Consider the following 23,489-nt stretch of genomic DNA (forward strand, 5'->3'; position numbering starts at 1 on the left):
AGCCCCACCCGAAAGCCCGAAACGGACATCACGTCACGTACTGCCCTCTCAAATGTGGTCCAGTGTCGCTCTGTAGCGGACATCTCGGATCTGATGTACTCGAAAGTATATGTACGAGGTGTCTTCTTGCTGGCCCGCTCTGGCTGAACTTGAGCACCGATGGTGCGTCCTCCAGCGAGCCGTGCCCGGGTCGGGATGGGGGACATTGCTCGGGCGGCATATCGAGACACCGCCAATGATTCCCTCCCGGGTGTCGCGTGACGCGCCGGACTGAACCCCCGTGGGACGGTGAAGTCGCATCTGCAGAGGGCCGCCACGGGACCGCTCGGCAGCCCTGCGCGCGTCCCTTGGCCCGCTGTCCGCCCGGTGCCCCTGTGAACCTCCTCGGTCCGCCGGGGCAGACCGGGCCGGTCCGCGTGCGCTGCCTCCGCGCGCTCCGTGTCCTCCTGCCCACCTCGGCCGGCACGCCCCCGTCCGCCTGTGGGCGGCGGCGCGTGTTCCCCTGCATCGATCGGGAGGCCCATGCAGTTCGTCACGCCCGTCTATCCGTCCGGCGCCGGCTGTCCGTCGGCGCTTCAACCCGTGCGCCGAACGCCCCGGTTGGCCGTCGCCCCCTCCAGGACGACCTCCGCGTTGGCATCCGCAGCGTCGTCTACGAACGCACCCTCGCCCAGGCCACCCGCCGCATCGAAACGACGATCCGCAACGCCGACCTTGGGCTCCTCATCGCCGGCTACCTGGCCGTCGACCATGCCCTTGTCACCAGCGGGTCTTGGTGCCTGGCCGTCAACACCTTCCATGCCAAGAGCGACGATATTTCCGCTGCAGCAGACCCATCCTCCCAGCCAGCACTGACAACGGCTGGATCGGGAAACGCCGTCGGCTGACTCGATCAAAGTCACAGGGGCCAATCGACTCGTTCGCGACGAGCCTACAAGATCGCTGCCTGGGGCCAGAAGCGTTCCTGTGGGGCCAATTGACCCATTCGAGGCCACTCCCGCCTGATGCACTCCTTGTCCTGGTGGTGGACGCAGCGGGCAATGCGGCTGTTGCCGCACGAGGGGGCGGGTCGGGCACCATGCTGTGCATGAAGAAGAGCGATATCTGGCGGCTGGTCGCGGGAATCCTGGCGCTTACCCTGATGCCCGACGAGCCGTGGGACGGTGAGCAGGATCGGCTGTCGCTGCTGATGGACGAGCTCGCCCGTTTTGACGGAGAGTTGCCTGCGGGGGTATCGGCGGAGGAGGCCGCGGCGATCACCCTAGATGGGGCACAGGACCGGATCGCTCTGCTGATCGGCGGATTCGCGGCGGCTTTTCTCCAACTTGCCGCCGCATACGACGATACCGGCGCTGACACCTCGGCCCTCGACGTTGTTCGCGCGATGGCTTTGGAGTGGGTCGACCGCGACGACTGAGCGCGGCCGACGACCGCTGTGTTTCGGCAAGTGGCGTGGTGCGGGAAGGAGAGGGCTCGGGGGATGGCCCTGTCCTTCCCGCACCGCTCTGGTGCCGCGCCGCCGGGGCGGCCGTGAACGCGGCGACCGACCGACTCATACGGCAGGAGTGAAACCTGCGAGTCGGCGCTGGGACGGATGACCGCTTTGGCCAAATGTTGCGCCGCGGAAATCCGATGGAGCTCCGCCATCGTAGCTTTTCGAGCTGCCGGGCGAAAGCCATCCGGATTCAGAGACGGAAAACCGTACGGGGATGGCGTCGCACTGTGGCTTCTTAGGGGTTGTAGCCGCCAGCCGCGCCGCTAGCGTGGAGACGGACGAACGTGACGCGTCCCTGCCTAGACGGAATGGAGGTGGCAATTCCGATGACTAACCCGGAGTTGCTGCGTGTGGACCGTGAGCCGGTCACGGAGCCTGCCTGGATATTCAGCTACACGGCCACCGGGCCGCAACTGGACTGGGAGTGGGCGCACAAACGGCTGCGGGAGTCGAAGAACTTCTGGCTGACCACCAAGGCCCTGGACGGTCGTCCGCACACCCGGCCCGTCTGGGGGTTCTGGATCCAGGGCGGTCTGTGGTTCTCGACGACGAATCGCTCCGTGGAGTACATGGAGGCGGACAACAATGTCACCGTACACACCGAGAGCGGTGACGAGGTGGTCATCGTAGAAGGCCGATGTGAAAGGCTGTACGGAAAAGACAAGCTCCAGGTTATATCGGACAATTATCGGGAGCACTTCAGTCACGAAACGGTCGCCACCGACGAGGGTGTTTTCACCCTAGAAGGGTATGGCGGTCCCGGTTTCAAGGTTACGCCTACCAAGGTGTTGGGGTGGAATGCGCCGTTTTTCAACACGGCGACGCGCTGGGTCTTCCCGGAATCTGACTGAGTTGACCGGACGATTCTGGCGGGAAGAGGGAGTTGGGAAACGGATTTACCTCCGCTTCCCGACTCCCTCCTTTTCGTGTTCCTCAGGCGGCGCCGACGGCCTGTCGTTGGTTGGCCGGCTTTGGTTTGGGTGTGCGGATGACGGCCAGTACCAGGAACAGCCCCACGACCGCGAACGCCAGCCCGCCCACGCACGTAGTCGCGATGCTGTCCGCCAAAGCTGCCTTGGTCGTCCCGCCGCCGTGTCCGCGTAGGGCGTTGCCGAAGATCGTGACCAGGACCGCGGTACCGATCGAACCACCGATCATGCCGACCGTCTGCAAAGCGCCCGACGCACCGCCTGCCTCCTTCGGTGGGACGTCCGCGAGGATGGTCGCGGCGAGCGGCGCGTTGAGCAGGCCGACACCGGCTCCAGCCAGGAGCATCGGGAGCATGATGCCGCTGAAGTACCCGGTCGACGCCGAGATCTGTGTCAGCCACACCATTGCGGCGGCGACCATCAGCAATCCGGTCGTCATGGAGGTCTTCGGGCTGTAACGCTTGACGATCTTTGGGGTCAGCGTCCTCGGCACCACGACCATGCCGAGGGACATCGGCAGGAACGCGAATCCCGCCTCGATCGGATTCATGTCGAGTACGTTCTGCACGAACTGGGTCAGGAAGAAGAACATGCCGAACATCGCGCCGCCGGAGCAGACGAAGACGAGGAAGCCGCCGGCTCGGTTGCGGTGGGTGAATAGGCCCAGGTTCAGGACCGGTTGCGGGTGCCGGGACTCGACCAGCACGAGCAGGCCGAGCAGTACGAGGCCCGCGACGAAGGAACCCACCGTGAGCGCGTTGGACCAGCCCTTGTCGGCGGCGTGGACGAAGCCGTACACCAGCGCGCTCATGCCCGCGGTGCCGAGCAGCGCGCCGGCTCCGTCGAACCGGCCGCCTTGGGGTTCGGCCGCAGGGATCAGCCGCGGTGTCAGGATGAGCACCGCGATACCGATGGGCACGTTGATGAACAGCACCCACCGCCACGAGGCGACGTCCGTCAGGACGCCGCCGAGGAGCAGACCGCCGGTGGAGCCGATGCCGGAGGCCATGACGGAGATGCCGAGGGCCTTGGTGCGTTCCTCCTGGCCGGTGAACGTCCTCACGATGAGCGCCAGGGTGGACGGCAGTGCCAGAGCTGCGCCTAGGCCCTGCAAGGCCCGGGCCGTGAGCAGCCACCAGGTCTCCTGGGCGCAGCCTCCGGCGAAGGAGGCCAGCGTGAAGATCGCGACGCCGGTCATCAGCGCCCTGCGGTTGCCGAGGATGTCGCCCATGCGCCCGCCGAGCAGCAGGAATCCGCCGTACACCAGGGTGTAGGCGTTGAGCACCCAGGACAGCCCGGTGGGGGAGACGTCCAGGGCGTGCTGGATCTTTGGCAGGGCCATGTTCATGACGGTGATGTCGATGGCGCTGAGGAGTTGGACGCAGAGGATGACGGTCAGGATGGCGCCGCGGTGCGCGGGGGTCTTCGCGTCCTGGCCGGGGGGTGCGATGCTGGACAAGGTTCAGAGCCTCCTTCGGCGAGCCGATGCTCGCGAACGGATGACGGCCTGTTCAGGTCGGAGTGCCCGGCCGAAAAAGCGGGGAGTTCTCTCCGGGTGTAGCGAGCACGATACGGGGGATACTCTCCGCATTGCAATATGGAGGCTTGATGCAGCACTCGAGACCGGCTCCGCCGAGCCTGCCCTCTCGCCCGACCAGGATGGATGCCCGGCGGAACTACGACCGTCTGGTGGCCGCGGCGGACGACTTGTTCGACGAACGGGGCACGGAGGTGCCGCTGGACGACGTCGTCCGCCGGGCCGGGCTCGGCTCTGGCACGCTCTACCGTCACTTCGCCAGCCGCGACGCCCTGCTGGCGGCGGTGTTCTGGGGACGGATCGATGCGCTGTGCGAGGAGGCCGAAAGCCTCCTCGCGGCCGAGTCGCCGGTCAAAGGCATCGTCGTCTGGCTTCGCAGCCTCATCGGGCTGACGATGCGGCGCGGGCTCGCTGCGGCGCTCGCCGCGGACAACAAGGACGGCGGCTCCGAACTGTTCCGCTACTGCCGGGAAACACTCGACGCGGCGGCTACCCCCCTACTGGAGCGGGTTAAGGAGGACGGCTCGTTCCACCCGGACCTGGAGGTCTCGGACCTGATCACGTTCACCCACGCCATCGCGGTAGCCGCAGAGCGGGCGCCGGACAGGGAGGAACATGCCGACCGGCTGCTGCATCTGCTGCTGGACGGACTGCGAACCCGCGAGGATCCGTTGCGGGACCTGTGATCCGCTGAGCGCGAGCGGACATCACTAGTGGAGCGGTATCTACGGAGCCGCTCACACAGAAAGCGGGGGAAGGACGGATGGAGTACGCGAGCGCGAGCGGCGGCGTCCAAGCAGCCCGTCGTTGGGATGTGCACTCGGCGGCCGACGACTCGGAAGCCCGGGCCCTGACCGGCCACCACGCGAGATCTCCGCTCGACCAGCACTACCAGCACCTCACACCGGACGAACGTGCGGTGTTCAGGAGAATATCGGTGCTGGGCGCCGAATTCGACGCCGAGTCGGCTGTCGTGGTCTGCCACGACAGCCGACTCGGCGCGTTGGACGTGGTCGGTGCGTTGGACGTGCTGGAGTCCGGAGGACTGATCCAACGGGTGCGCAGCGACTCCGAGAAGAGCCGGTTCAGATGGCCCGAGACCACGGTCGAGTACGGCGCCGCACGTCTTGCGGAATGCGGAGAGATGGTCGCCGCCAACAGCCGCCTGGTGGACTGGATGTGGGACCACGTCCGCTGGCTGACCCACGCCTACATGCTCTCCCGCGAGCAGAACGAATGGTTTGCCGACCGAGTGGACTATCTCGTACGGACCGTCGAGTGGACCTGGCGTACGCGTCACGACGACCGGCATGACCTGATGGTGGTTCTGCTGGCCAACCTCTGGCTGCACAACGGTCGGCAGGAGGCCGGCCGACGCCTCGTCGACAGGGCGTTGCGCCGCAGCTCGCGGTCGCCTTACCGCAGCGACCTGCTGTTGTGGGGGCTGTGGTTCACTCACCAGGACGACCAGTCGGACGAGTATCTGGCCGTCGTCCTGGACGCGGTGGTCGCGGCCCGGGCCGCAGGCACGGGCTCTGTGCTGGTCCGCGCGCTCACGTCGCTCGCCTGCGTCTATGTCCGGCTGGAGGACGACGACTCGGCGCGCGGGTGCTTCGAGGAGTCCATCGCTCTGGCGAGGCAGCTGAACGACGACTTCAGCCTCTCCCTGTGCTCGCACATCTACGCCTGGTTCCTGCTCGGCGTCGGCGAGAACGCCGAAGCGTGCGCCGCGATATCCGTCACCACTCCGTCCTTCGAACGGCAGGCCGAGCCGTTCCAGTACGCCAGCTACCGCTTCGTGGCGGGAGCCAGTGATCTCGCCGCGGGCGCCCTGGACGCCGCCGAGGACCACATGCGGACGGCGGTCGGTATTTTCAACTCCTCCGGCCCGAGCTGCTTCTATCCCATCGGCGGCCTTGCCCTCGTCGCGCTGCTCCGCGGACAGCCGAGCCGCTGCCTGATGCTGCTGACCGCCTACGAGAGGTTTCGCAGCGGAGCGGGCGAGTCGACACGTGTCCCCCAGTGGTGGGAACGAAAGCTCGCGGACGCGCGCCTCGTCGCGACCGGGCACCTGACGGCTGAAGAGGCCGATGACATCCGGCAGACCGCCCAGGCGTGCACCGACCAGCAGCTCATCAGCTATGCGCTGGGCAGCGCAGACCGGCTGTCGGTCCCGGAACCGTCGGCCCTGACCAGGCGGGAGCACGAGATCGCGATGCTGATCGCCCAGGGGCTGAGCAACCGTCGGATCGCCGATCACCTGCAGATAGCCGAGAGCACCGTGGCATCCCACACGAAGAGGATCTACGCCAAACTCGGCATCCACTCACGCACCCAGCTCGCCGCCTGGGTGGCCGCCCAGAGCCCCTGCGGCGTACCGCGTCACGTGATCGCCGAGCCGACCCAGGAGACGGTCTCGTCGGCGGGGGACGGCCCTTTCTCCGGAGGCGCCGTGCTGCAGATGTAGTCCTCGTCCGTGCAGTGGGAGCACCGTTCCTGGACGACCGCCGTACCACGAAGGGAACAGACGGAGAGGAGCGCGACCGTTGGGAGTATCGGCAATCTACTGCGTCATCTGTGAATCCCGTATCGTCGTACCGTCCACCCGGCGCACCAGAACACACAAGCAGTACTGCTCCAACGCGTGCCGGCAGCGGGCCTACCGGCGCAGACTGGCCGTCACGGAGCGGTCGACCGCTCACCCGCGGCCGATCGGCGCCACCACCTTTCCCGCCCGGCTGGACAAGTTCACCGGCCGGGCCAGGGAGCTGGAGCGTCTCAGGACCCTGTCCGGCAAGCGGCTTCTGACGGTGACCGGGGCACCGGGCGTGGGCAAGAGCCGGCTCGCCATGCAGCACGTCGAGGCGTCGTCCGGCGACGGCGCGGCGGTGGTCTGGCTCGACCTGGACGGACGAGGCGGCACCGAGCGGTTTCCGGACCTCCTGACCACGGCACTCGCCCCTGGGACGGACCACGATGACGAGCGGTCGCTGTTCGCGGCACTCGGCGCTCAGCAGGTGCTGCTGGTACTCGACAACTGCGAAGCGGTGGTGGAACGTTACGCCTGTTTTCTGGAATCGCTGTTGTCCCGCTGCCCGGGGCTGCGGATACTGGCGACCAGCCGGGAGGCGTTCCGCATCCCCTGCGAGACCGTGCTCGGGCTCGACCCGCTGTCCCTGCCTGCGCTGACCGCGAGCACTCCCAAGGCGCTGCTGCGTTCCGAGGCGGGCCAACTCTTCGTGGAGCGCGCCTCGTCGGGGAACCCGAACTTCGCACTGAGCCACGACAACGCTGCCGCCGTCGCCGAACTCTGCGTCGAGTTGGACGGACTGCCCCTACTGATCGAGTTCGCCGCCCACTGGGTCGGCCTGTTGACGGTCACCGAGCTGTTGACCCGCGTCCGGCAGTCGGCGAAGGTACTGACCGTCGGAAGCCGCACCGCGAGCGACCGGCACAGTAGTTTCCTGTCGGCGTTCGCTTCCAGTTACGACCGGCTGAGCGCCGCCGAGCAGGCCGTGTTCCGTCGGCTGTCGGTGCTTTCCGGGCCGTTCGACCTGGACCTGGCCATGGCGGTCTGCGGCCAGGACGCGCCGTCCACCCAGCACAGTGCACAACTCCTCACCCAGCTTCGGGCCAAGTCCCTGCTGGTGGCGACGGTGGACTCGCCGAACGGGACGGAGCTGCGCCAGTACGGTTCGGTACGCAGATACGCGGGTGAGCTGCTGGAGGAGGCCGGGGAGGCGGAGACCACCCGCGACCGGCTGATCGACTGGCTGGTGGACCTGTGCCGACCGGTGGTGGAGCGCATCACCGTGCCGCGGGAACTGCTGTCCAGGGTCTGCCAGGTGCACCAGCACCTCCTCAGCGCCGTCGAGTGGACGGCCCGCGCCGACGACGAGCGGCACGTGGTGCTGGTCGCCGCACTCACCAGGGCGCTGCGGGCCAGGGGTGAGCACGCCCTGATCGGACGGCTGGGGGAGCGCGCCCTGCACATGGCGGCCGACTGCGCCGACCGTTCGGTCCTGATGACGGAACTCGCCGAGGCCAGACTGGCCGGTGGCTTCCTGATCGACGCGGTCACCTACGCCTCGCGCGCGGCCGAGCTGATGGGGGAGGGTCACACCGCTGATGGCACCCATGGCCGGCGTGAGTGCGAGTACCGGACCGTACGGGCCCGCGCGCTTCTCGCCCTGGCCTCCTGCCTGCGTCGGATCGGGCAGCACGCGGCTGCGGAGACCAGGGCGCATCAGGCCCTGGCCATCGTGCGGGAGTACGGCGGTGTCCTCGACGAAGCGGCCTGTCTTGAGCATCTGGCCGTCACGAGCATGGCCGCGGGCGACCTGGACCAGGCCTCCCGGACGATCTCAGGCGTGCTGGGGTCCCTGCCCGAGTACGACGAGGCGGGTGCCGTACAGGCTTTCGACGTCGCGACCGACATCGCCCTGGCCGCGGGAGAGTCCGCCAGGGCCGCGGCCCATGCCGAAGAGCTGCTGCGCAGGCTGCCGGACGACGCCGGGCTGCTGCACCGGCCGCTCAGCCGGCTGGCCGCGGCCGTCGTGGCCGACGGGGACCGGCTGCGGGCGCTGCGGCTCGCGGAGCTGGCCCGTGCCATGCGTGAACAGGGCGGGGTGACCGAGCAGATGTGGCTGGACGACGAAGTGGAGCGGCAGTTACAGGCGTTCGTGGGCCGGCAGCACCCGGCTGAGGTGCAGCGGATCCGAAGGGTGGCGGTCACCCTCTCCCCGCGGCTCGCGCGGGCCTTCGCGCTGGACGCGACCTGGCCGCACGAGACCGCGGAGGAGCAACGCACCGGTGTGCTGTCCGCGAGGAAACTGGACATCGCGCTGTTCGTGGCGGAAGGGCTTACGAACAGCCAGATCGCCAATCGGCTGGGCGTGTCCCCGCGGACGGTGGCCACCCACCTGGCTCGTCTGCGCAGCGAACTGAACATCGAGTCACGGGCTCAGGTCGCCGCCTGGGCCAGGACCGTGCTGCGTGGGTAGCGCCGCCGCGGGGCGGGTGCGGCGGCTCACGCCGCCCGGGGAACGAGGGTCACGCGCACCGACGCGGGGCCCAGCGTCATCTCCGTCTGCGGCTTGAGCGGGTTGCTCTCCGGCGCGAGGCGCAGGTGCCAGCGCCGCCCGATCGTGGCGAGTGCGATGGTGGACTCGGTGATGGCGAACGCGTCGCCGATGCACTTGTGCACGCCCGCCCCGAACGGGATGAACGAGCTACGCGGAATGTCGGGCTGCCGCTTGCGCCGCTCGGGGTCGAACAGCTCGGGCTCCTCGAACACGCGGGGGTCGCGCTGGAGGGCGTACGGGCTGACCGCGAACTGGGTACCCTCCGGGAAGCGGTGCGGGCCCAGCGTGGTGTCGCGCAGCGCCCGGCGGGTCAGCATCCACAGGGGAGGGTAGAGGCGCAGCGTCTCGTCCAGGATCGCGTTGATGTACGTCAGCGAGCGGATGCTGTCGTACGACACGTCCTCGCCGGCGAGCAGGGAGTCGATCTCGGCCTGGAACTTCTGCTGCACGTCCGGATACTGCGAGATCAGACCCAGAGCCCAGGCGAGGGTGTTGGCGGTGGTGTCGATTCCGGCGGCCAGGAAGGTGATGACCTGGTCGTGCAGTTCCTCGTCGCTGAACGTGGCACCGGTTTCCTCGTCCCGGGCCGACATCAGCAGACCGAGCAGGTCGTCGCGGGTCGTGGTGCTGCGCTGGTCGGCGATGATCCTGTCGACCGTCTCGTCGAACTGGCGCACCGCCTCCTGGTATTTCCGGTTCGCGGCGGTGGGCAGCTTCCCGAGGATCGCCAGGGGCGCTGTCATCTGCTTGTACATTCCGGCCGTCAGCCGGTCCAGCGAGTCCGCGGCCTGGTTGACGGTCCCGGCCGACTCGGACCCGCTGGTCGACATGGTGAAGAAGCAGCGCAGCGTCACCCGGGTGGTGAGATCGTGCATCTCCTTGACGATGTCGACTTCCTGACTCGGCCGCCAGCCGCCGGCCATGGCGTCCGCTTCCTCCTGCATGACCTGCATGTACGACTTGATGTGCTGGGAGTGGAAGGCAGGCTGTGACATTCGACGCTGCCGCATGTGCTCCGGCCCGGTCGACGTGGCCAGGCCGTTGCCCATGATCGTGCGGGACCTCTCGAGGAAGGGACCGCCCCGGCCGAAGTCCTTGGAGCGCTCGACCAGCAGATGGTGCGCGAGGTCGTGGCGGCACAGAACGTTGAGCGGTGTGGGCCCCATGCGGATCGCGACGATGTCGCCGTACTCGTACAGGGAACTGAGGAAACCCAGCGGGTCTTGACGCAGTTGGCGCGAATGACCGAGCACTGGCAGTGCTCCGGGAGCCGCTCCCACCGTCCACGCTCCGTCTTTGACGGAAGTCTGCATGCCGTCGATCTCCTTCGTGTGGCAGGGGAATTCCGTCCATGACGCCACGCTGCGGCAAGAGGCGGAACCCTTGGTTGTCGTGCGGCGGGCGCAGTTTCGGCCCGTAGGATCGTGGTGTGTTCGTGCGGCGAGGCGCGGCTCAGCCGATCATGGCGCGCAGTTGCTGCCGTCCCGCGACACCGAGCTTCTTGTAGGTGTGGGTGAGGTGCTGTTCGACCGTGCTGATGCTCAGCGACAGCGAGCGGGCGATGACACGATTGCTGCTGCCGGTCGCCGCCAGCATGGCCACCTTGCGCTCGGAGAAGGTGAGCTTGTTGAGGTAGCGGGAGAACCGGTCCTCTATCCGGTAACGAGCGGGCCTCGCGCTGGGCGGAGCCGTCTCGTTCAGGGTCAGGGTCCTGATGGACTCGACGAGTTCGCCGCACTCCACGGCCCGGGCCAGTACGTCGTACAGCTGCTCACGCGCCGAGCGGTAGCCCTCGTCGGCGCTCATCGGCTGGCCGGGTATCTCCAGCCGGGTGTTTCGCTCGTCGACAAGGTCCACCGCGGCCTCCTGGTCGCCCCGCAGCAGCTGGGCACCGGCCGCCGCGAGCCGCCACGGCAGGATGTGCTCGTGGTCGACGCCCCAGGCAACCATGAGCCGCCCGCAGGTGAGGAAGTCCGCGAGCGCCGCTTCGGCCCGGCCCTCCGCCAGGTTGACCTGACCGCGGGCGTACAGGAATCTCAGTCCGTGCCGGGTGTCCAACGAGGCGGTGGGCAGAGGCTGCGCCGACCGTCTCCTGGCGTCCGAGAGTTCGCTGGTCATGACCCGGGCGAGCAGGAGCGAGGCCAGCGGGCCGCCGAACCGGGCGCCCCAGGACGGTGTGGGCAGCATGGCCATGGCCTCCTCGGAGGCTGCGGCCGCGTGGGAGTACCGCCCTTCGCCCAGCGACGCCTCGGCTCGTATCGCGAGAAACCGGGCCTGCCATACGGGTGCGCGTCGCACCGCGGCCTCGTCCACCAGCTTGTCCGTGAGGGAATGGACGAGCGTCCACTCCTTCGCGTACAGGAGCGCGGAGAGGGCGGCAAGCACGGCCGGCGCGGAGTTCTCGGTGAAGGAGGAGGCGTACAACGCCTTGGACGCGGCTTCGGCGGCGGCAGGATCCGGCTGTTCGCTCGTCAGCATCCGCACCAGGGGCCAGACCGCCGCGAACCGGTTGGAGGCGGCGCTGAACGCGGTAATCCTGACGGGGTCGTCCAGACGTACCGACGACGTACGGGTGAGTGCCGGGTAGTCACCGCAGAGGAGGAGGCGATCGGCTTCCAGTTCGGCATGCGCCGACAGCTGCCGCGAATCGAGCCGACCGGCCAGCGCCTCTAGCTCGGCGACTGCCTCCGCCGCCATGCCTCGCCGCGCCATCTGCTCGCTGAGCAGGGAGGACTGCTTCTGCCACAACGCGTCGGCGCCGATCAGCGCACGCGCTTCGTGCAGGCACTGTGCGCAGTGCTCGGGGTTGCTGGCCGACTGGATCTCGGCGATATGGCTCAGGGTCTCTGCGCGCCTTGCGCCGTCCGGCATGCCACGCACCGCCAACCACAGGGTCTTGACCGCCAGCTCCCGGTCGCTGAGTGCCAGCGCCTGGGCAGCGGCCTCCTGGGCCAGGAAGTCGGTCCAGGAGGCGTCGGTGTGGTCTGCCGCGATCAGAACCCGTGCCACCTTGACCGCCTGCACCCCCATCGTCCGCAGCACGGTGGCCGCCCGACGGCGTAATGCGGAGCCCTGCTGCAACGGGATTGAGGACAGGATCGCCTGGGCGGCCACCGGGTGCCGGAAACGGCTGTTGGCCACCAACCCGGCCGAAGCGAGAACGGTCAGCGTCCGGGCGGCGTTCTCCGGGGTCGTGCCGACCACCTCGGCCAGGCTGCGCGCCGTGCTGTACTCGTCGAGGACGGCGATGGCCTGGGCCGCCTCCCGGACCTCCGCGGTGCTGCGGTTGTAGCAGCTCAGAACCGCCTCGCGGTAGCACGCGCCCGGTACCTGGGGGACCGAGGGGGCGACGGCGCCCCCCTCCCGCAGCCGCTGGTAGTCGGCGAGCAGCGCCTTGAGCAGGGACAGGTTGTCGCCGGCCAGCTGCATCAGCTCGGCGGTGGTGCTGCTGCTCAGCGTCAGCCCGAACTGCTGGGCAGCCATGCGTACGACCGCGGTGGGGGGCAGCTGCTCCATGTGCAGGGTGCGGCAGTACGGCCGGCCGGCGAGTTCGGCGAGTTCCCGCCGGTGCGTGTGGTGCAGTGTGGATCTCTCCCCGAGAACGAGGAGCACCGGTTGCGACGGTATGTTCCGTGCGAACCCGGTCATCGCCCGCAGCGATGCGACGTCCGCGTCCTGCACGTCGTCGACGCAGAGCAGCCGAGGTACCGTGCCGGGCCGGACCGGGGATTCCAGCGGAAGGGGCTTCGAGAGGTGCGGGAATGTAATTGTCTCCACCTCGAAACCACGGGAGATTGCCGTCTTCGCGACAGCCGACATGAGCGTCGTCCTGCCCGATCCCTGAGGGCCGAGCACAATCACGATGCCTCCATCGCCTTGCGTGGCATTGTCCAGGAGGGAGCTGAGAATGTTGAATTCGGTTACCCTTTCCAAGTGTTCCACGGATTCTCCCGCTTGGTAATCGTCTCTTGCCTTAGCGGTGCGCGGCGTCATCGGCGCGGAAAATGTTGGGCGGGCTTTTCTCCACCTGCCCCCTCATGGTGCCGGCCTCGTCCCTGCAGAGTCGGTCGGGTCCGGGGCCTCCGTGATCGAACAGTTGATCACTGTAGTTCCGTGACTGATCGTTGCCCACTCCCTGCAACTACCACCACCCCCCATTGGGGAAGTCTCATGCCGTAACGCGGGCCGCGTTACGGCATGCCCTGCACTGTCCGGTCGTGTGGTCGGCGCATTTTCCGTCAGCAAGGTGGAATTTTTGCCTCCGTTTTCCCTGTGGATTCTTAGGGGCCGCATCGATCCAGCCATAAAGTAATGTGTTTTCCAGCGCAGATCGGTCAAGGCTGCCATATCTGACTCGGAGGCCATCCGGCATGCTTGAAAACAATCAGAGGCCACCAGGCGCACGTCTCCCGTCGCTGACCGGAATGCGCTTTATCGCTGCCTTACTGGTCTTCTTTACGCACGCGTCGATCGAATCCATCTTCAGCGATCAGGGGGTCGCCTCCTGGACACATCGCGTTCTGGAGCCCGGCGGCAGGTACGGCGTCTCGTTCTTCTTCGTCCTCAGCGGCTTCGTGCTGACCTGGTCGGCGAGACCCCATGACACCGTACGGGGCTTCTGGCGGCGACGGCTGGCCAAGATCTACCCGCTGCACGTCGTCACCTGGGCGATGGCACTCGTCCTGCTGGCCACGGTCAAGTCCCCCGGACTCGTACTGAACTGGCACGTGGCGACGCTCAATCTCTTCCTGCTGCACGCATGGTTCCCCTGGTCGGACACGATGGTCAGCCTGAACGCGCCGTCCTGGTCGCTGTGTTGCGAGGCGCTCTTCTACCTCGCCTTTCCGCTGATCATCTGGCTCGTCCGCAAGATACGGCCGGCCCTGCTGTGGCCCGCGGCGATCGTCGCCGTCGCCGTCGTGATGTGCACCCCGCTCGTCACCTCGCTGCTGCCTCAGCAGCCCGTGATCCCCGGCTACAACGTCACCTTCTACGGCTCGTGGTTCATGAAGGTCTTCCCGCTGGCCCACCTCTTCGAGTTCGTGGTGGGCATTCTGATGGCGCGCATCGTGCTGACCGGCCGCTGGATCAACCTGGGCTTCGCCCCCGCGGCGATCCTGGCGGTGTGCGACTACTACGTCGTCGTGAAGGTCCCGATGTTCTACTCCTTCGCCGCGGCCAGCATCATCCCGCTGGCCCTTCTCGTCCCGGCCGCGGCGGAGGCGGACCGCCGCTCCACCACCACCTGGGGCCTGCGCAGCAAGGTGATGGTGCGGCTCGGCGAGATCTCCTTCGCCTTCTACATGGTGCACTGGCTGGTGCTGCACTACGGGCACCGTGTCATCGGACCCGTCGAGACGTGGAGCACCCCTGCCGCGCTCGGGTTGTGGGCCGCCGGGTTCGTCGTGGCACTGATCGCCGCCTGGCTGCTGCATGAAGGGGTCGAGATGCCCGCCATGCGGCGGTGGAGCAGGCCGAGGGCCGAACGGCCGGGCGTCCCCGGCCAACCGGCCGAGAGGATGCCCGCAGCGGTCCGACAGGAGCAACCGGAACTCAATCTGGACTGAGGGCGAGGATTGCTGTGGCACCGCTCGGGGGTCCGGCCCATGGACTGACTGGCGCTTCGATGTCCGTGGCAGGAATCGTCGGCCGTCCGGGCGGAGCCACAGCGCGCATGGCAGGTCGGGCGTCGGGTACGCCTGGCGATCTGCAGGAACTTCCCGCTCGGCGAGGTGCCCCGGTCGCGACGGACGTCGAGACCGGGGCACCACGATGTGCGCGTCCGCGTCAGTCGCTGCCCGGCCCCAGCAGGTCCAGTCCCAACTGGGCGGCCAGCGACAACACGTCGTTCACCGCCCAGTGCTCGACGATCTGTCCATCGCGCACCCGCAGCATGTCCAGCGCCAGCACCTCGAACGTGCGGCCCGTGCCCGGCACGCCCATGAAGTCGCCCGTATGCGTCCCCCGGACGGTGTGACGATTGCACACCAGGTCACCGCTGACGACGGTCTCCTCGATGGTGGACCGCAGATCGGAAAAGGCCGCTCGCATGGACTCCCACTTATGGCGCCAGCCCGCCGGGCCAGGGGGTGTTCCGGGCGGGGCCACGTGGTCCACCACGTCCGCGGCGAAGAGCGAGGGGTCGAACTCCCCGACGTTGAAACACGCGACGACCCTGCGGACCACCTCTGCCGGATCGGGGACCTGCTCTTCGGCGCCCGGTTCGGCCATGTGTGCCTTGCCCGATATCGCGTCGTCCGCCATGGCGAAACCTCTCTGCTTTGTGGTGGGGCGAGCAGTGTCACTGCGGGGGGTTGCCGTGCTTGCGGGAGGGCAGGTCGGCGTGCTTCGACTGGAGCATGGCCAGGGATCTGATGAGGACCTCGCGGGTCTCCGCCGGGTCGATGACGTCGTCGACCAGGCCGCGCTCCGCGGCGTAGTAGGGGTGCATCAGTTCGGACTTGTACTCCTTGACCATGCGGTCCCGCATGGCCTCGGGGTCCTCAGCCTCGGCGATCTGACGCCGGAAGATGACGTTGGCGGCACCTTCGGCGCCCATCACGGCGATCTCGTTGGTCGGCCAGGCGAAGGTGAGGTCCGCGCCGATGGACTGGCTGTCCATGACGATGTAGGCACCTCCGTACGCCTTGCGCAGGATCAGGGAGATCCGCGGAACGGTCGCGTTGCAGTAGGCGTACAGGAGCTTCGCGCCGTGGCGGATGATTCCACCGTGTTCCTGGCCGACGCCGGGCAGGAAGCCCGGTACGTCCAGCAGGGTGACCAGGGGGATGTTGAAGGCATCGCACATCTGCACAAAACGCGCGGCTTTTTCGGAGGCCTCGATGTCCAGTACTCCCGCCAGCGTCCGTGGCTGGTTGGCGATGATGCCGGCGACCTGGCCGTCGAGGCGGGCCAGGGCGCAGATGATGTTGCGAGCCCAGCGCTCGTGGACCTCGAGATACTCGCCGTCGTCGACGATCTCCTCGATCAACTTCGCCATGTCGTACGGCCGTTTGCCGTCCGCCGGGACCAGGTCGAGCAGGGCGTCCGAACGCCGGTCCACCGGGTCCGTGCACTCCACCCGCGGCGGGTTCTCCCGGTTGTTCTGCGGCAGCAGCGAGATCAGGTAGCGTACCTCGGCGAGGCACGTCTCCTCGTCGGTGTAGGCGAAGTGGCAGACGCCGGACGTCTCCGCGTGCACGTCCGCGCCGCCCAGACCGTTCTGCGTGATCTCCTCGCCCGTCACCGCCTTGACCACGTCCGGGCCGGTGATGAACATCTGCGAGGTCTCGCGGACCATGAACACGAAGTCCGTCAGGGCGGGGCTGTAGGCGGCGCCGCCGGCGCAGGGGCCGAGCATCACGCTGATCTGCGGGATGACACCGGAGGCCTTGGTGTTGCGCTGGAAGATGCCGCCGTAGCCGGCGAGGGCGCTGACGCCCTCCTGGATGCGCGCGCCCGCGCCGTCGTTCAACGACACCAGCGGGGCTCCGGCCGCGATGGCCATGTCCATGATCTTGTGGATCTTCGTGGCGTGGGCCTCGCCCAGCGAGCCGCCGAAGATGCGGAAGTCATGCGCGTAGACGAAGACCGTGCGGCCCTCCACCGTGCCCCAGCCGGTGATCACACCGTCCGTGTACGGCTTCTTGGACTCCAGGCCGAACCCGGTCGCCCGGTGCCGGCGCAGCTGCTCGACCTCCTGGAAGGAACCGGCGTCCAGGAGCAGTTCGATCCGCTCCCGCGCGGTGAGCTTGCCCTTGGCGTGCTGTGCCTCCGTCGCCTTCTCGCTCGGGCCGGCCAGGGCCCGCGCACGGATCTCGCGCAACCCGGCCAGACTGCTGGAGGTCACCCGGCGCTCACTCCGCGATGGCGGTGCGCGCGGTCCACTGGAACACCGCCAGCTTCTCGTTGTCGAGCGTCGTGAAGTCGCCCTGGTGGACGAAGTGCTCATAGCCCGCCCCGAACCGGTGCCTGATCTTCTCCGTGAGCGAGGCCGTGAACTGAATGCGCTCCTCGTCGGGGAAGTAGGACGGGCCGCCTACCAGGAGAACCTTGATCTGGGCCATCGTGGGCACCTCCGCGTGAGAGAGAGAACGAGTTGTCGGCTATGCGGCGGTCTCGGGCGAGGCGACGCGCGACCCCAGCGAGTGCAGCCGCGTACGCACCACGTCGAGCACCGCCGGGACCTGTGCGTTCAGATAGAAGTGGCCGCCCTGGAAGACCTTCAGGTCGAAGGGGCCGGTCGTGTGCTCGGACCAGGCACGGGCCTCATCGACGGTGGTCCGGGGATCCGTGTCGCCCACGAGGGCGACGATCGGGCAGTCGAGTACGGTGCCGGGACGTGGGCGGTAGGTCTCCACGGCGTGGTAGTCGGCGCGGAGCGCGGGCAGAACCATCTGCCGGAGTTCCTCGTCCTCCATCAACGCGTCATCCGTGCCGCCGAGTCGACGTAGCTCCGACATGATTCCCGCGTCGTCGCGAAGCCGTACGTTCTCCTCACGCACCCGGGAGGGGGCCCGGCGCCCGGAGAGGAAGAGCACGGAAGGGGCGATGCCGTCGCGGGCGAGTGACGCGGAAATCTCGAACGCCACCATCGCCCCCATACTGTGCCCGAACAGGGCCAGCGGGCGGTCCGCCCACGGGGCGATCGCCGCCGCGGCACCCCGGGCGAGTTCTTCGATGCTGCGTAGCGGCGGCTCGTTCCTGCGGTCCTGCCGGCCCGGGTACTGGACCGCGAGCCCCTCGACCTCCGGTGCCAGCGCTGCCGAGATACCACGGAAGTAGCTGGCGGAACCCCCCGCGTGCGGAAAGCAGACCAGACGGATCGCGGCCTTCTCGGACGGGTGGTACCGGCGGATCCAATCGCTGTCCGTCCTGACGTTGCTCATCGTGGGGACGCCTGTGCCCTTCCTCTCGGCGCATCACTGATTTCACGAATCTCGCAGCGGCCGTCCGATCCAACAACCCCTAAATATCCGGAAAGAGAGCGGCGGTATCGACGGCTTACCGGCGGACCGCCTTACCCGCGGATAGTGGATTTCTAGGGGGCGGCCGCTCCCCGTTTCTTCGTCCGTGGCGGTACCGGTTTTCTAGGGGTTGTGGACCGCGGACCGGCGACGGAGTCTCGGAGAACGCATTGCCTGGCAGGGGAGAGGGTGGATGGTTACTACTCGGGCCGCTGTCCTTCGCGACAGAGCGGGGGATTTCCGGATCGAAGAGATATCGGTTGCCGACGAACTGCGTCCCGACGAGGTCCGGGTACGGATCGTCGCCAGCGGCGTCTGCCACACCGACCTGCTGGTCCGCGACCAGGTGCTGCCCCCCGCGCTGCCGGCCGTCCTGGGGCACGAAGGCAGCGGCATCGTCGAGGCGGTCGGTGTCGGCGTCGACACCTGCGCGGTCGGCGAACGGGTCGTCCTGGCCCCGCTCAGCTGCGGGCGCTGCCGCAACTGCCGCTCGGCGCACCCCATGCACTGCGCGTACTGGGGCCCGCTGAACCTGCGCGGCCGCCGAACGGACGGCAGCACCGCCTACCACGACGGGGACGGCGCTGAACTCAACGGCCACTTCTTCGGGCAGTCCTCCTTCGCCGGACACGTCGTCGTCCCCCAGCGGTCGGTGATCAAGGTCCGGGACGATCTGGACCTGCGGCTCGCCGGCCCGCTCGGCTGCGGACTCCAGGCCGGCGCGGGAACCGTCCTCAACGTGCTCGCACCCCGACCCGGCGCGTCCATCGCCGTGTTCGGCGCCGGCGCGGTCGGCCTCGCCGGGATCATGGCCGCCAAGATCGCGGGCTGCGACCCCATCTACGCCGTAGATCTGCACCGCGGGCGGCTTGATCTCGCCGCCGAGCTGGGGGCCACCCACCTCCTGGACGCCGACGCCCCCGACATCGCGGGCGACCTCGTCCGGGCCACCGGCGGCGGAGTGGACTTCGCCCTCGATGCCGTCGGTCTGCCGCAGACGGCCCGCAGCGCGGTCGACTCGCTGACCATGTCCGGTGTCGCGGCGATCGCCGGCTCGGCCGGCAGCGGACAGGACGTGTCCCTGAACTTCACCCAGCTGATGGGGCGCACCGTGCACGGCGTCATCGAGGGCGACATCGTTCCCGCCCTGTTCATTCCACAGCTCATGGATCTCCACGCCGCCGGACGATTTCCCTTCGAAAAACTCGTGCGGACCTACGCCTTCGACGAGATCTCGGCCGCCGTCAAGGACTCCGAAAACGGAGTGACGGTCAAGCCGATTCTCCTGCACTGAAATCCACCAGCCGGACTGCCGCCCAATTCCGAACGGGGAGCGACGATGCGCGAAGCAGGTCACGTCACAGCCGAGAAACTCCGGACGGCAGACGTCCCCGACGACGCCGTCGCGATCATCGGGATCTCCTGCCGCCTGCCGAAGGCCGACGGACCCGATCAACTGTGGGACATGCTGAGCGACGGTCGGCACGCCGTCACCGACGTGCCCCGGGACCGCTGGCGGGCCGACGACTGGGCGGACCTCCCCGGCCTCGGGAACACGGCGGGACTCGAACGTGGAGCTTTCCTCGACCGGATGGCCGACTTCGACGCCGGTTTCTTCGGCATCACCCCCCGCGAAGCGGAATGCATGGACCCCCAGCAGCGCCTCATGCTGGAACTCGGGTGGGAGGCCCTGGAGGACGCCCGCATCCGTCCCTCCACACTGCGGGGCGTCGACGTCGGGGTCTTCGTCGGAGTCAACGCGGACGACTACGCCAGACTCCTCCACCAGGACGCCGCTTTCGAAGCAGGCGCCCACCACGCCATGCCCGGCGCCCAGCGCGCCCTCGTCGCCAACCGGCTCTCCTACTTCCTCAAGCTCCGCGGTCCCAGCCTGACCCTGGACTCCGCCCAGTCCTCCTCCCTGGTCGCCGTCCATCTCGCCTGCGAGAGCCTGCGCCGGGGCGAGTCCCGGCTCGCCCTCGCGGGCGGCGTCAACCTGCACCTGCTCGGCGAGAGCACCCTCCTCGCCGCACGCTGGGGCGGAATCTCCCCCGACGGCCGCTGCTACGCCTTCGACGCCCGCGCCAACGGCTATGTCCCGGGCGAGGGCGGCGCAGCGGTCGTACTGAAGAGCCTCAGGCAGGCCGTCGCGGACGGTGACCGCATCCACTGCGTCATCCGGGGCAGCGCCACCAACAACGACGGCGGCGGGCGCAGCCTGACCACCCCCGATCCGCAGGCCCAGAGTGCCGTCCTGCGGCAGGCCTACCGACAGGCAGCCGTGCCGCTCGACGCGGTGCAGTACGTGGAGCTGCACGGCACCGGCACCAGGGCCGGGGACCCCGTGGAGGCAGCCGCGCTCGGCGCGGTCCTCGGAGCGGCCCGCCCCTCGGGCGACGCGCTGGCCGTCGGATCCGTGAAGACCAACCTCGGCCACCTGAGCGGCGCCGCCGGCATCACCGGACTCCTCAAGACCGTCCTCTGCCTCAAACACCGGATGATCCCGGCCAGCCTCAACTACGAGACACCGAACCCGGACATCCCCCTCGACCACCTCAACCTGCGCGTCCAGCAGCGGCTTTCGCACTGGCCGCACCCGGACCGACCGCTCATCGCGGGCGTCAGTTCCTTCGGGATGGGCGGAACCAACGCCCACGTCGTCATCCAAGAAGCCCCCCGCACCGGTGACGTCACCCCCTCTCCGAAGGACGGCACCCACCTCCACGCGGGGCCCGCCGAGCCCTCCGCATCCGGGGCAGCCGACGGCGCCCGGCCCCTCATGTTCTGGCCGCTGTCCGCCACTTCCGCATCGGCCCTGCGCGCCCAGGCACAGAACCTGCTCGACCTCGCGGCCCGCGACGACTGCCCCCCACCGGCCGACATCGCCCGCTCCCTGCTGCTCACCCGGGAGACGTTCCCGCACCGGGCGGTCGCCGTCGGTGGCGACCTGCCGTCCCTCAGCCGCGCCCTCACCGCGCTCGCCGCCGGTACCACCACGCCCGGAGCGGTACGCGGCGAGGTCACAGCCGCCGGCCTCGCCCTGCTCTTCACCGGACAAGGCGCCCAGCGCGTCGGCATGGGACGCCGGCTCCTCGCGGACCATCCCGAGTTCGCACGCGCCTTCGACGAGGTCTGCGAGGCGTTCGACCCGTTCCTCGACGGCAGCCTGCGCGAAGTGATGCTGCACGGTCCGGACGGGCTGCTCGACAGCACCGCATGGGCACAGCCGGCCTTGTTCGCCGTCGAGACCGCCCTCTACCGCCTGGTCCGCTCCTGGGGGGTACGGCCCGACGTCCTCGCCGGACACTCCATCGGCGAACTCGCGGCCGTCCACGCCGCCGGGCTCTGGTCACTTGAGGACGCCGCCCGCATCGTGGCCGCCCGGGGCCGGTTGATGCAGGAGCTGCCCGCAGGCGGCACCATGGCCGCCGTCCAGGCCACTGAGACCGAGATCGGCGAGGCGCTCGGGGCCGTCGGCTCGGAGCGGGTGGCCCTCGCCGCGGTCAACGGTCCCGATGCCGTGGTGATCTCCGGCGACGAGGACGCCGTCACCGTCGTCGCCGGGAGCTTTGCCCGGCAGGGCCGCAAGACCAAGCGCCTGGCCGTCAGCCATGCCTTCCACTCCCCGCGCATGGAACCGATGCTGGACGCCTTCCGCGCGGTCGTCGAGACGGCCGCCTGCCACGACACCACGATCCCGGTCGTCTCCAACCTCACCGGTCGGATCGCCGAGGACGACGAACTGCACGATCCGGCCTACTGGGTACGCCATGTCCGTGAGCCGGTCCGTTTCCACGACACCCTGCGGACCCTCGCCGCCCGGGATGTCGGCACCCTGATGGAGATCGGCCCCGACGCCGTCCTGTCGGCTCTGGTGCCGGCCGCGATCTCCGGTGCCACGGCCGTGCCCGTGATGCGGCGCGACCGCGACGAGAACCTCACCGCAGCCACGGCTCTCGCCCAGTTGCACACCCGCGGAGTTCCGGTCGACCTCGCGGCGCAGCTGCCGGCGCTGAGCGGTCTGCTGGTCGACCTGCCCACCTATGCCTTCCAACGGGAGCGGTTCTGGCTCGACGTGGCGCGCCCCGCGGCGGGTCGACGCGGTGAGCGGCCTGCCGCCTCCGTCGCGGCCGACCGGCTCGCCGCCACCGGCCATCCGCTCGCCCAACTGCCGGACGACGACCGTGCCGTGGCGGTGCGCAACCTCGTACGCGACCGGATCGCCGGCACCCTCGGCCGCTCCGAGGCAGGCTCGACCGACCTGACCCGGACCTTCAAGGAACTCGGCTTCGACTCAATGACGTCCGTCGAACTCGCCGAGGCCCTGCACGACGCGACCGGGCTGACCTTCTCCGGCGGAGTCGTCTTCGACCACCCAACGCCCGAGCGGCTGATACAGCACATCCTCGGCGAACTGGCGGGCGCCCCGGATCCCCGGACCGGCTTCGGCGCCGCCGTCACAATCGCCGTGGACGAGCCCGTCGCGATCGTCGGCATGGCCTGCCGCTACCCGGGCGGTGTGCGCTCCCCCGAGGACCTGTGGCGGCTGGTTGCCGAGGGGACGGACGCCATCTCGGAGTTCCCCGCCGATCGCGGCTGGGACGTCGAGCAGCTCTACGACCCCGACCCCGAGCAATGGGGCACCAGCTACGCCCGCGAGGGTGGCTTCCTGCGCGACGCGACCGAGTTCGACGCCGGGTTCTTCGGTATCTCCCCGCGCGAGGCGCTGGCGATGGACCCCCAGCAGCGGCTGCTGCTGGAGACCTCCTGGGAGGCGCTGGAGCGCGTGGGCCTCGACGTTGGGACACTGCGCGGCAGCCGCACCGGCGTCTACGTCGGCGCGACCACACACGACTACGGCCCCCGCGCCCAGGATGCCCCCGACGGCTTCGCCGGCTATCTCCTCACCGGAACCACCCCCAGCGTGATGTCCGGCCGGATCGCCTACACCTTCGGCCTGGAGGGGCCGGCGGTCACGGTCGACACGGCGTGCTCGTCGTCGCTGGTCGCGCTGCACTTGGCGGTGCAGGCGCTGCGGGCGGGGGAGTGCTCCCTCGCTCTCGCGGGCGGTGTGACGGTCATGGCGACTCCCGGGATGTTCCTGGAGTTCAGTCGGCAGCGGGGGTTGTCGGCGGACGGGCGGTGCCGGGCGTTCTCGGCGGATGCGGATGGCACGGGGTGGGCCGAGGGTGTGGGTGTGCTGGTGGTTGAGCGGTTGTCGGATGCCCGGCGGTTGGGGCATCGGGTGTTGGCGGTGGTGCGGGGGAGTGCGGTCAATCAGGACGGTGCGAGCAATGGGTTGACGGCGCCGAATGGTCCGTCGCAGCAGAGGGTGATCCGTGCGGCTCTGGCGAGTGCTGGGTTGTCGGCGGTGGATGTGGATGTGGTGGAGGCGCACGGTACGGGGACGAAGCTGGGGGATCCGATCGAGGCGCAGGCGCTGTTGGCGGCGTATGGGCAGGGGCGGGAGGTTGGACG

General features: G+C 68.7%; 16 protein-coding genes. 9 read left to right on the plus strand and 7 right to left on the minus strand.

All coding sequences use genetic code 11. The features are described 5' to 3' along the window. Window positions 1-494: 494 nt before the first annotated feature. From ACFSL4_RS14730 to ACFSL4_RS14740, 3 genes are all read left to right on the plus strand, one after another. On the plus strand, window positions 495-887 hold the full coding sequence (locus tag ACFSL4_RS14730; RefSeq protein ID WP_381082566.1) for a hypothetical protein: 393 nt from the start codon (window positions 495-497) through the stop codon (window positions 885-887). 200 nt (window positions 888-1,087) lie between these two features. Further along, entirely contained in the window at window positions 1,088-1,417 is a 330-nt protein-coding gene (locus tag ACFSL4_RS14735) for a hypothetical protein (protein WP_381082568.1), read from the plus strand. Between the two features lie 404 nt (window positions 1,418-1,821). Next, a complete protein-coding gene (locus ACFSL4_RS14740; protein WP_381082570.1) occupies window positions 1,822-2,346 on the plus strand; it encodes a pyridoxamine 5'-phosphate oxidase family protein in 525 nt (174 codons plus the stop codon). An 82-nt stretch (window positions 2,347-2,428) separates the two neighbouring features. Here the strand turns inward: ACFSL4_RS14740 and ACFSL4_RS14745 are convergent, their stop codons facing one another. Then, window positions 2,429-3,883: an MFS transporter gene (locus ACFSL4_RS14745; protein ID WP_381082572.1), complete on the minus strand. Its 1,455-nt coding sequence runs from the start codon at window positions 3,881-3,883 to the stop codon at window positions 2,429-2,431. A 230-nt stretch (window positions 3,884-4,113) separates the two neighbouring features. Here ACFSL4_RS14745 and ACFSL4_RS14750 point away from each other — a divergent pair, with 230 nt between their 5' ends. From ACFSL4_RS14750 to ACFSL4_RS14760, 3 genes are all read left to right on the plus strand, one after another. Further along, entirely contained in the window at window positions 4,114-4,647 is a 534-nt protein-coding gene (locus tag ACFSL4_RS14750) for a TetR/AcrR family transcriptional regulator (protein ID WP_381082574.1), read from the plus strand. Window positions 4,648-4,724: 77 nt separating this feature from the next. Continuing rightward, complete coding sequence (locus ACFSL4_RS14755) at window positions 4,725-6,428, plus strand: response regulator transcription factor (protein WP_381082575.1); 1,704 nt, start codon at window positions 4,725-4,727, stop codon at window positions 6,426-6,428. A gap of 79 nt (window positions 6,429-6,507) precedes the next feature. Further along, window positions 6,508-8,964: an ATP-binding protein gene (locus ACFSL4_RS14760; protein WP_381082577.1), complete on the plus strand. Its 2,457-nt coding sequence runs from the start codon at window positions 6,508-6,510 to the stop codon at window positions 8,962-8,964. 26 nt (window positions 8,965-8,990) lie between these two features. Here ACFSL4_RS14760 and ACFSL4_RS14765 read toward each other — a convergent pair whose 3' ends face one another. After that, the gene (locus ACFSL4_RS14765) at window positions 8,991-10,358 is read right to left on the minus strand and encodes a cytochrome P450 (RefSeq protein ID WP_381082579.1); all 1,368 of its coding nucleotides are present in this window, start codon (window positions 10,356-10,358) and stop codon (window positions 8,991-8,993) included. A 139-nt stretch (window positions 10,359-10,497) separates the two neighbouring features. After that, window positions 10,498-12,864, minus strand: a complete 2,367-nt coding sequence (locus tag ACFSL4_RS14770; protein ID WP_381082581.1) for a helix-turn-helix transcriptional regulator — start codon at window positions 12,862-12,864, stop codon at window positions 10,498-10,500. Between the two features lie 605 nt (window positions 12,865-13,469). Between ACFSL4_RS14770 and ACFSL4_RS14775 the strand changes: the two genes are divergently transcribed. Then, window positions 13,470-14,612 carry an acyltransferase family protein gene (locus tag ACFSL4_RS14775; protein WP_381082583.1) on the plus strand — a complete coding sequence of 381 codons (1,143 nt, stop codon included), beginning with the start codon at window positions 13,470-13,472 and terminating at the stop codon, window positions 14,610-14,612. A gap of 220 nt (window positions 14,613-14,832) precedes the next feature. Here ACFSL4_RS14775 and ACFSL4_RS14780 read toward each other — a convergent pair whose 3' ends face one another. From ACFSL4_RS14780 to ACFSL4_RS14795, 4 genes are read right to left on the minus strand one after another with little or no spacing between them, the layout of a single operon-like run. Continuing rightward, complete coding sequence (locus ACFSL4_RS14780; RefSeq protein ID WP_381082585.1) at window positions 14,833-15,309, minus strand: ester cyclase; 477 nt, start codon at window positions 15,307-15,309, stop codon at window positions 14,833-14,835. Window positions 15,310-15,346: 37 nt separating this feature from the next. After that, on the minus strand, window positions 15,347-16,879 hold the full coding sequence (locus tag ACFSL4_RS14785) for an acyl-CoA carboxylase subunit beta (RefSeq protein WP_381082595.1): 1,533 nt from the start codon (window positions 16,877-16,879) through the stop codon (window positions 15,347-15,349). Between the two features lie 22 nt (window positions 16,880-16,901). Further along, window positions 16,902-17,111, minus strand: coding sequence for a DUF5988 family protein (locus ACFSL4_RS14790; protein ID WP_381082587.1), 210 nt, complete (start codon window positions 17,109-17,111; stop codon window positions 16,902-16,904). A gap of 39 nt (window positions 17,112-17,150) precedes the next feature. Continuing rightward, the gene (locus tag ACFSL4_RS14795) at window positions 17,151-17,933 is read right to left on the minus strand and encodes a thioesterase II family protein (protein WP_381082589.1); all 783 of its coding nucleotides are present in this window, start codon (window positions 17,931-17,933) and stop codon (window positions 17,151-17,153) included. A gap of 271 nt (window positions 17,934-18,204) precedes the next feature. On the opposite strand from ACFSL4_RS14795, the gene ACFSL4_RS14800 reads away from it, so the two are divergent. Together ACFSL4_RS14800 and ACFSL4_RS14805 are read left to right on the plus strand one after the other, a co-directional pair. Continuing rightward, complete coding sequence (locus ACFSL4_RS14800; protein ID WP_381082591.1) at window positions 18,205-19,305, plus strand: NAD(P)-dependent alcohol dehydrogenase; 1,101 nt, start codon at window positions 18,205-18,207, stop codon at window positions 19,303-19,305. A 45-nt stretch (window positions 19,306-19,350) separates the two neighbouring features. After that, window positions 19,351-23,489: type I polyketide synthase (locus ACFSL4_RS14805; RefSeq protein WP_381082593.1), on the plus strand; the 4,139-nt coding region annotated here is incomplete at its 3' end.

Source organism: Streptomyces caeni (genome assembly GCF_042678285.1).
In the GTDB taxonomy this organism is placed as follows: Bacteria; Actinomycetota; Actinomycetes; order Streptomycetales; family Streptomycetaceae; genus Streptomyces; species Streptomyces caeni.

Coding starts and splice junctions, on each gene's coding strand:
- ACFSL4_RS14735 (WP_381082568.1), top strand. CDS start 1,088: ATGAAGAAGAGCGATATCTGGCGGCTGGTCGCGGGAATCCTGGCGCTT.
- ACFSL4_RS14740 (WP_381082570.1), top strand. CDS start 1,822: ATGACTAACCCGGAGTTGCTGCGTGTGGACCGTGAGCCGGTCACGGAG.
- ACFSL4_RS14755 (WP_381082575.1), top strand. CDS start 4,725: ATGGAGTACGCGAGCGCGAGCGGCGGCGTCCAAGCAGCCCGTCGTTGG.
- ACFSL4_RS14765 (WP_381082579.1), bottom strand. CDS start 10,358: ATGCAGACTTCCGTCAAAGACGGAGCGTGGACGGTGGGAGCGGCTCCC.
- ACFSL4_RS14770 (WP_381082581.1), bottom strand. CDS start 12,864: ATGTCGGCTGTCGCGAAGACGGCAATCTCCCGTGGTTTCGAGGTGGAG.
- ACFSL4_RS14775 (WP_381082583.1), top strand. CDS start 13,470: ATGCGCTTTATCGCTGCCTTACTGGTCTTCTTTACGCACGCGTCGATC.
- ACFSL4_RS14780 (WP_381082585.1), bottom strand. CDS start 15,309: ATGGCGGACGACGCGATATCGGGCAAGGCACACATGGCCGAACCGGGC.
- ACFSL4_RS14790 (WP_381082587.1), bottom strand. CDS start 17,111: ATGGCCCAGATCAAGGTTCTCCTGGTAGGCGGCCCGTCCTACTTCCCC.
- ACFSL4_RS14795 (WP_381082589.1), bottom strand. CDS start 17,933: ATGAGCAACGTCAGGACGGACAGCGATTGGATCCGCCGGTACCACCCG.
- ACFSL4_RS14800 (WP_381082591.1), top strand. CDS start 18,205: ATGGTTACTACTCGGGCCGCTGTCCTTCGCGACAGAGCGGGGGATTTC.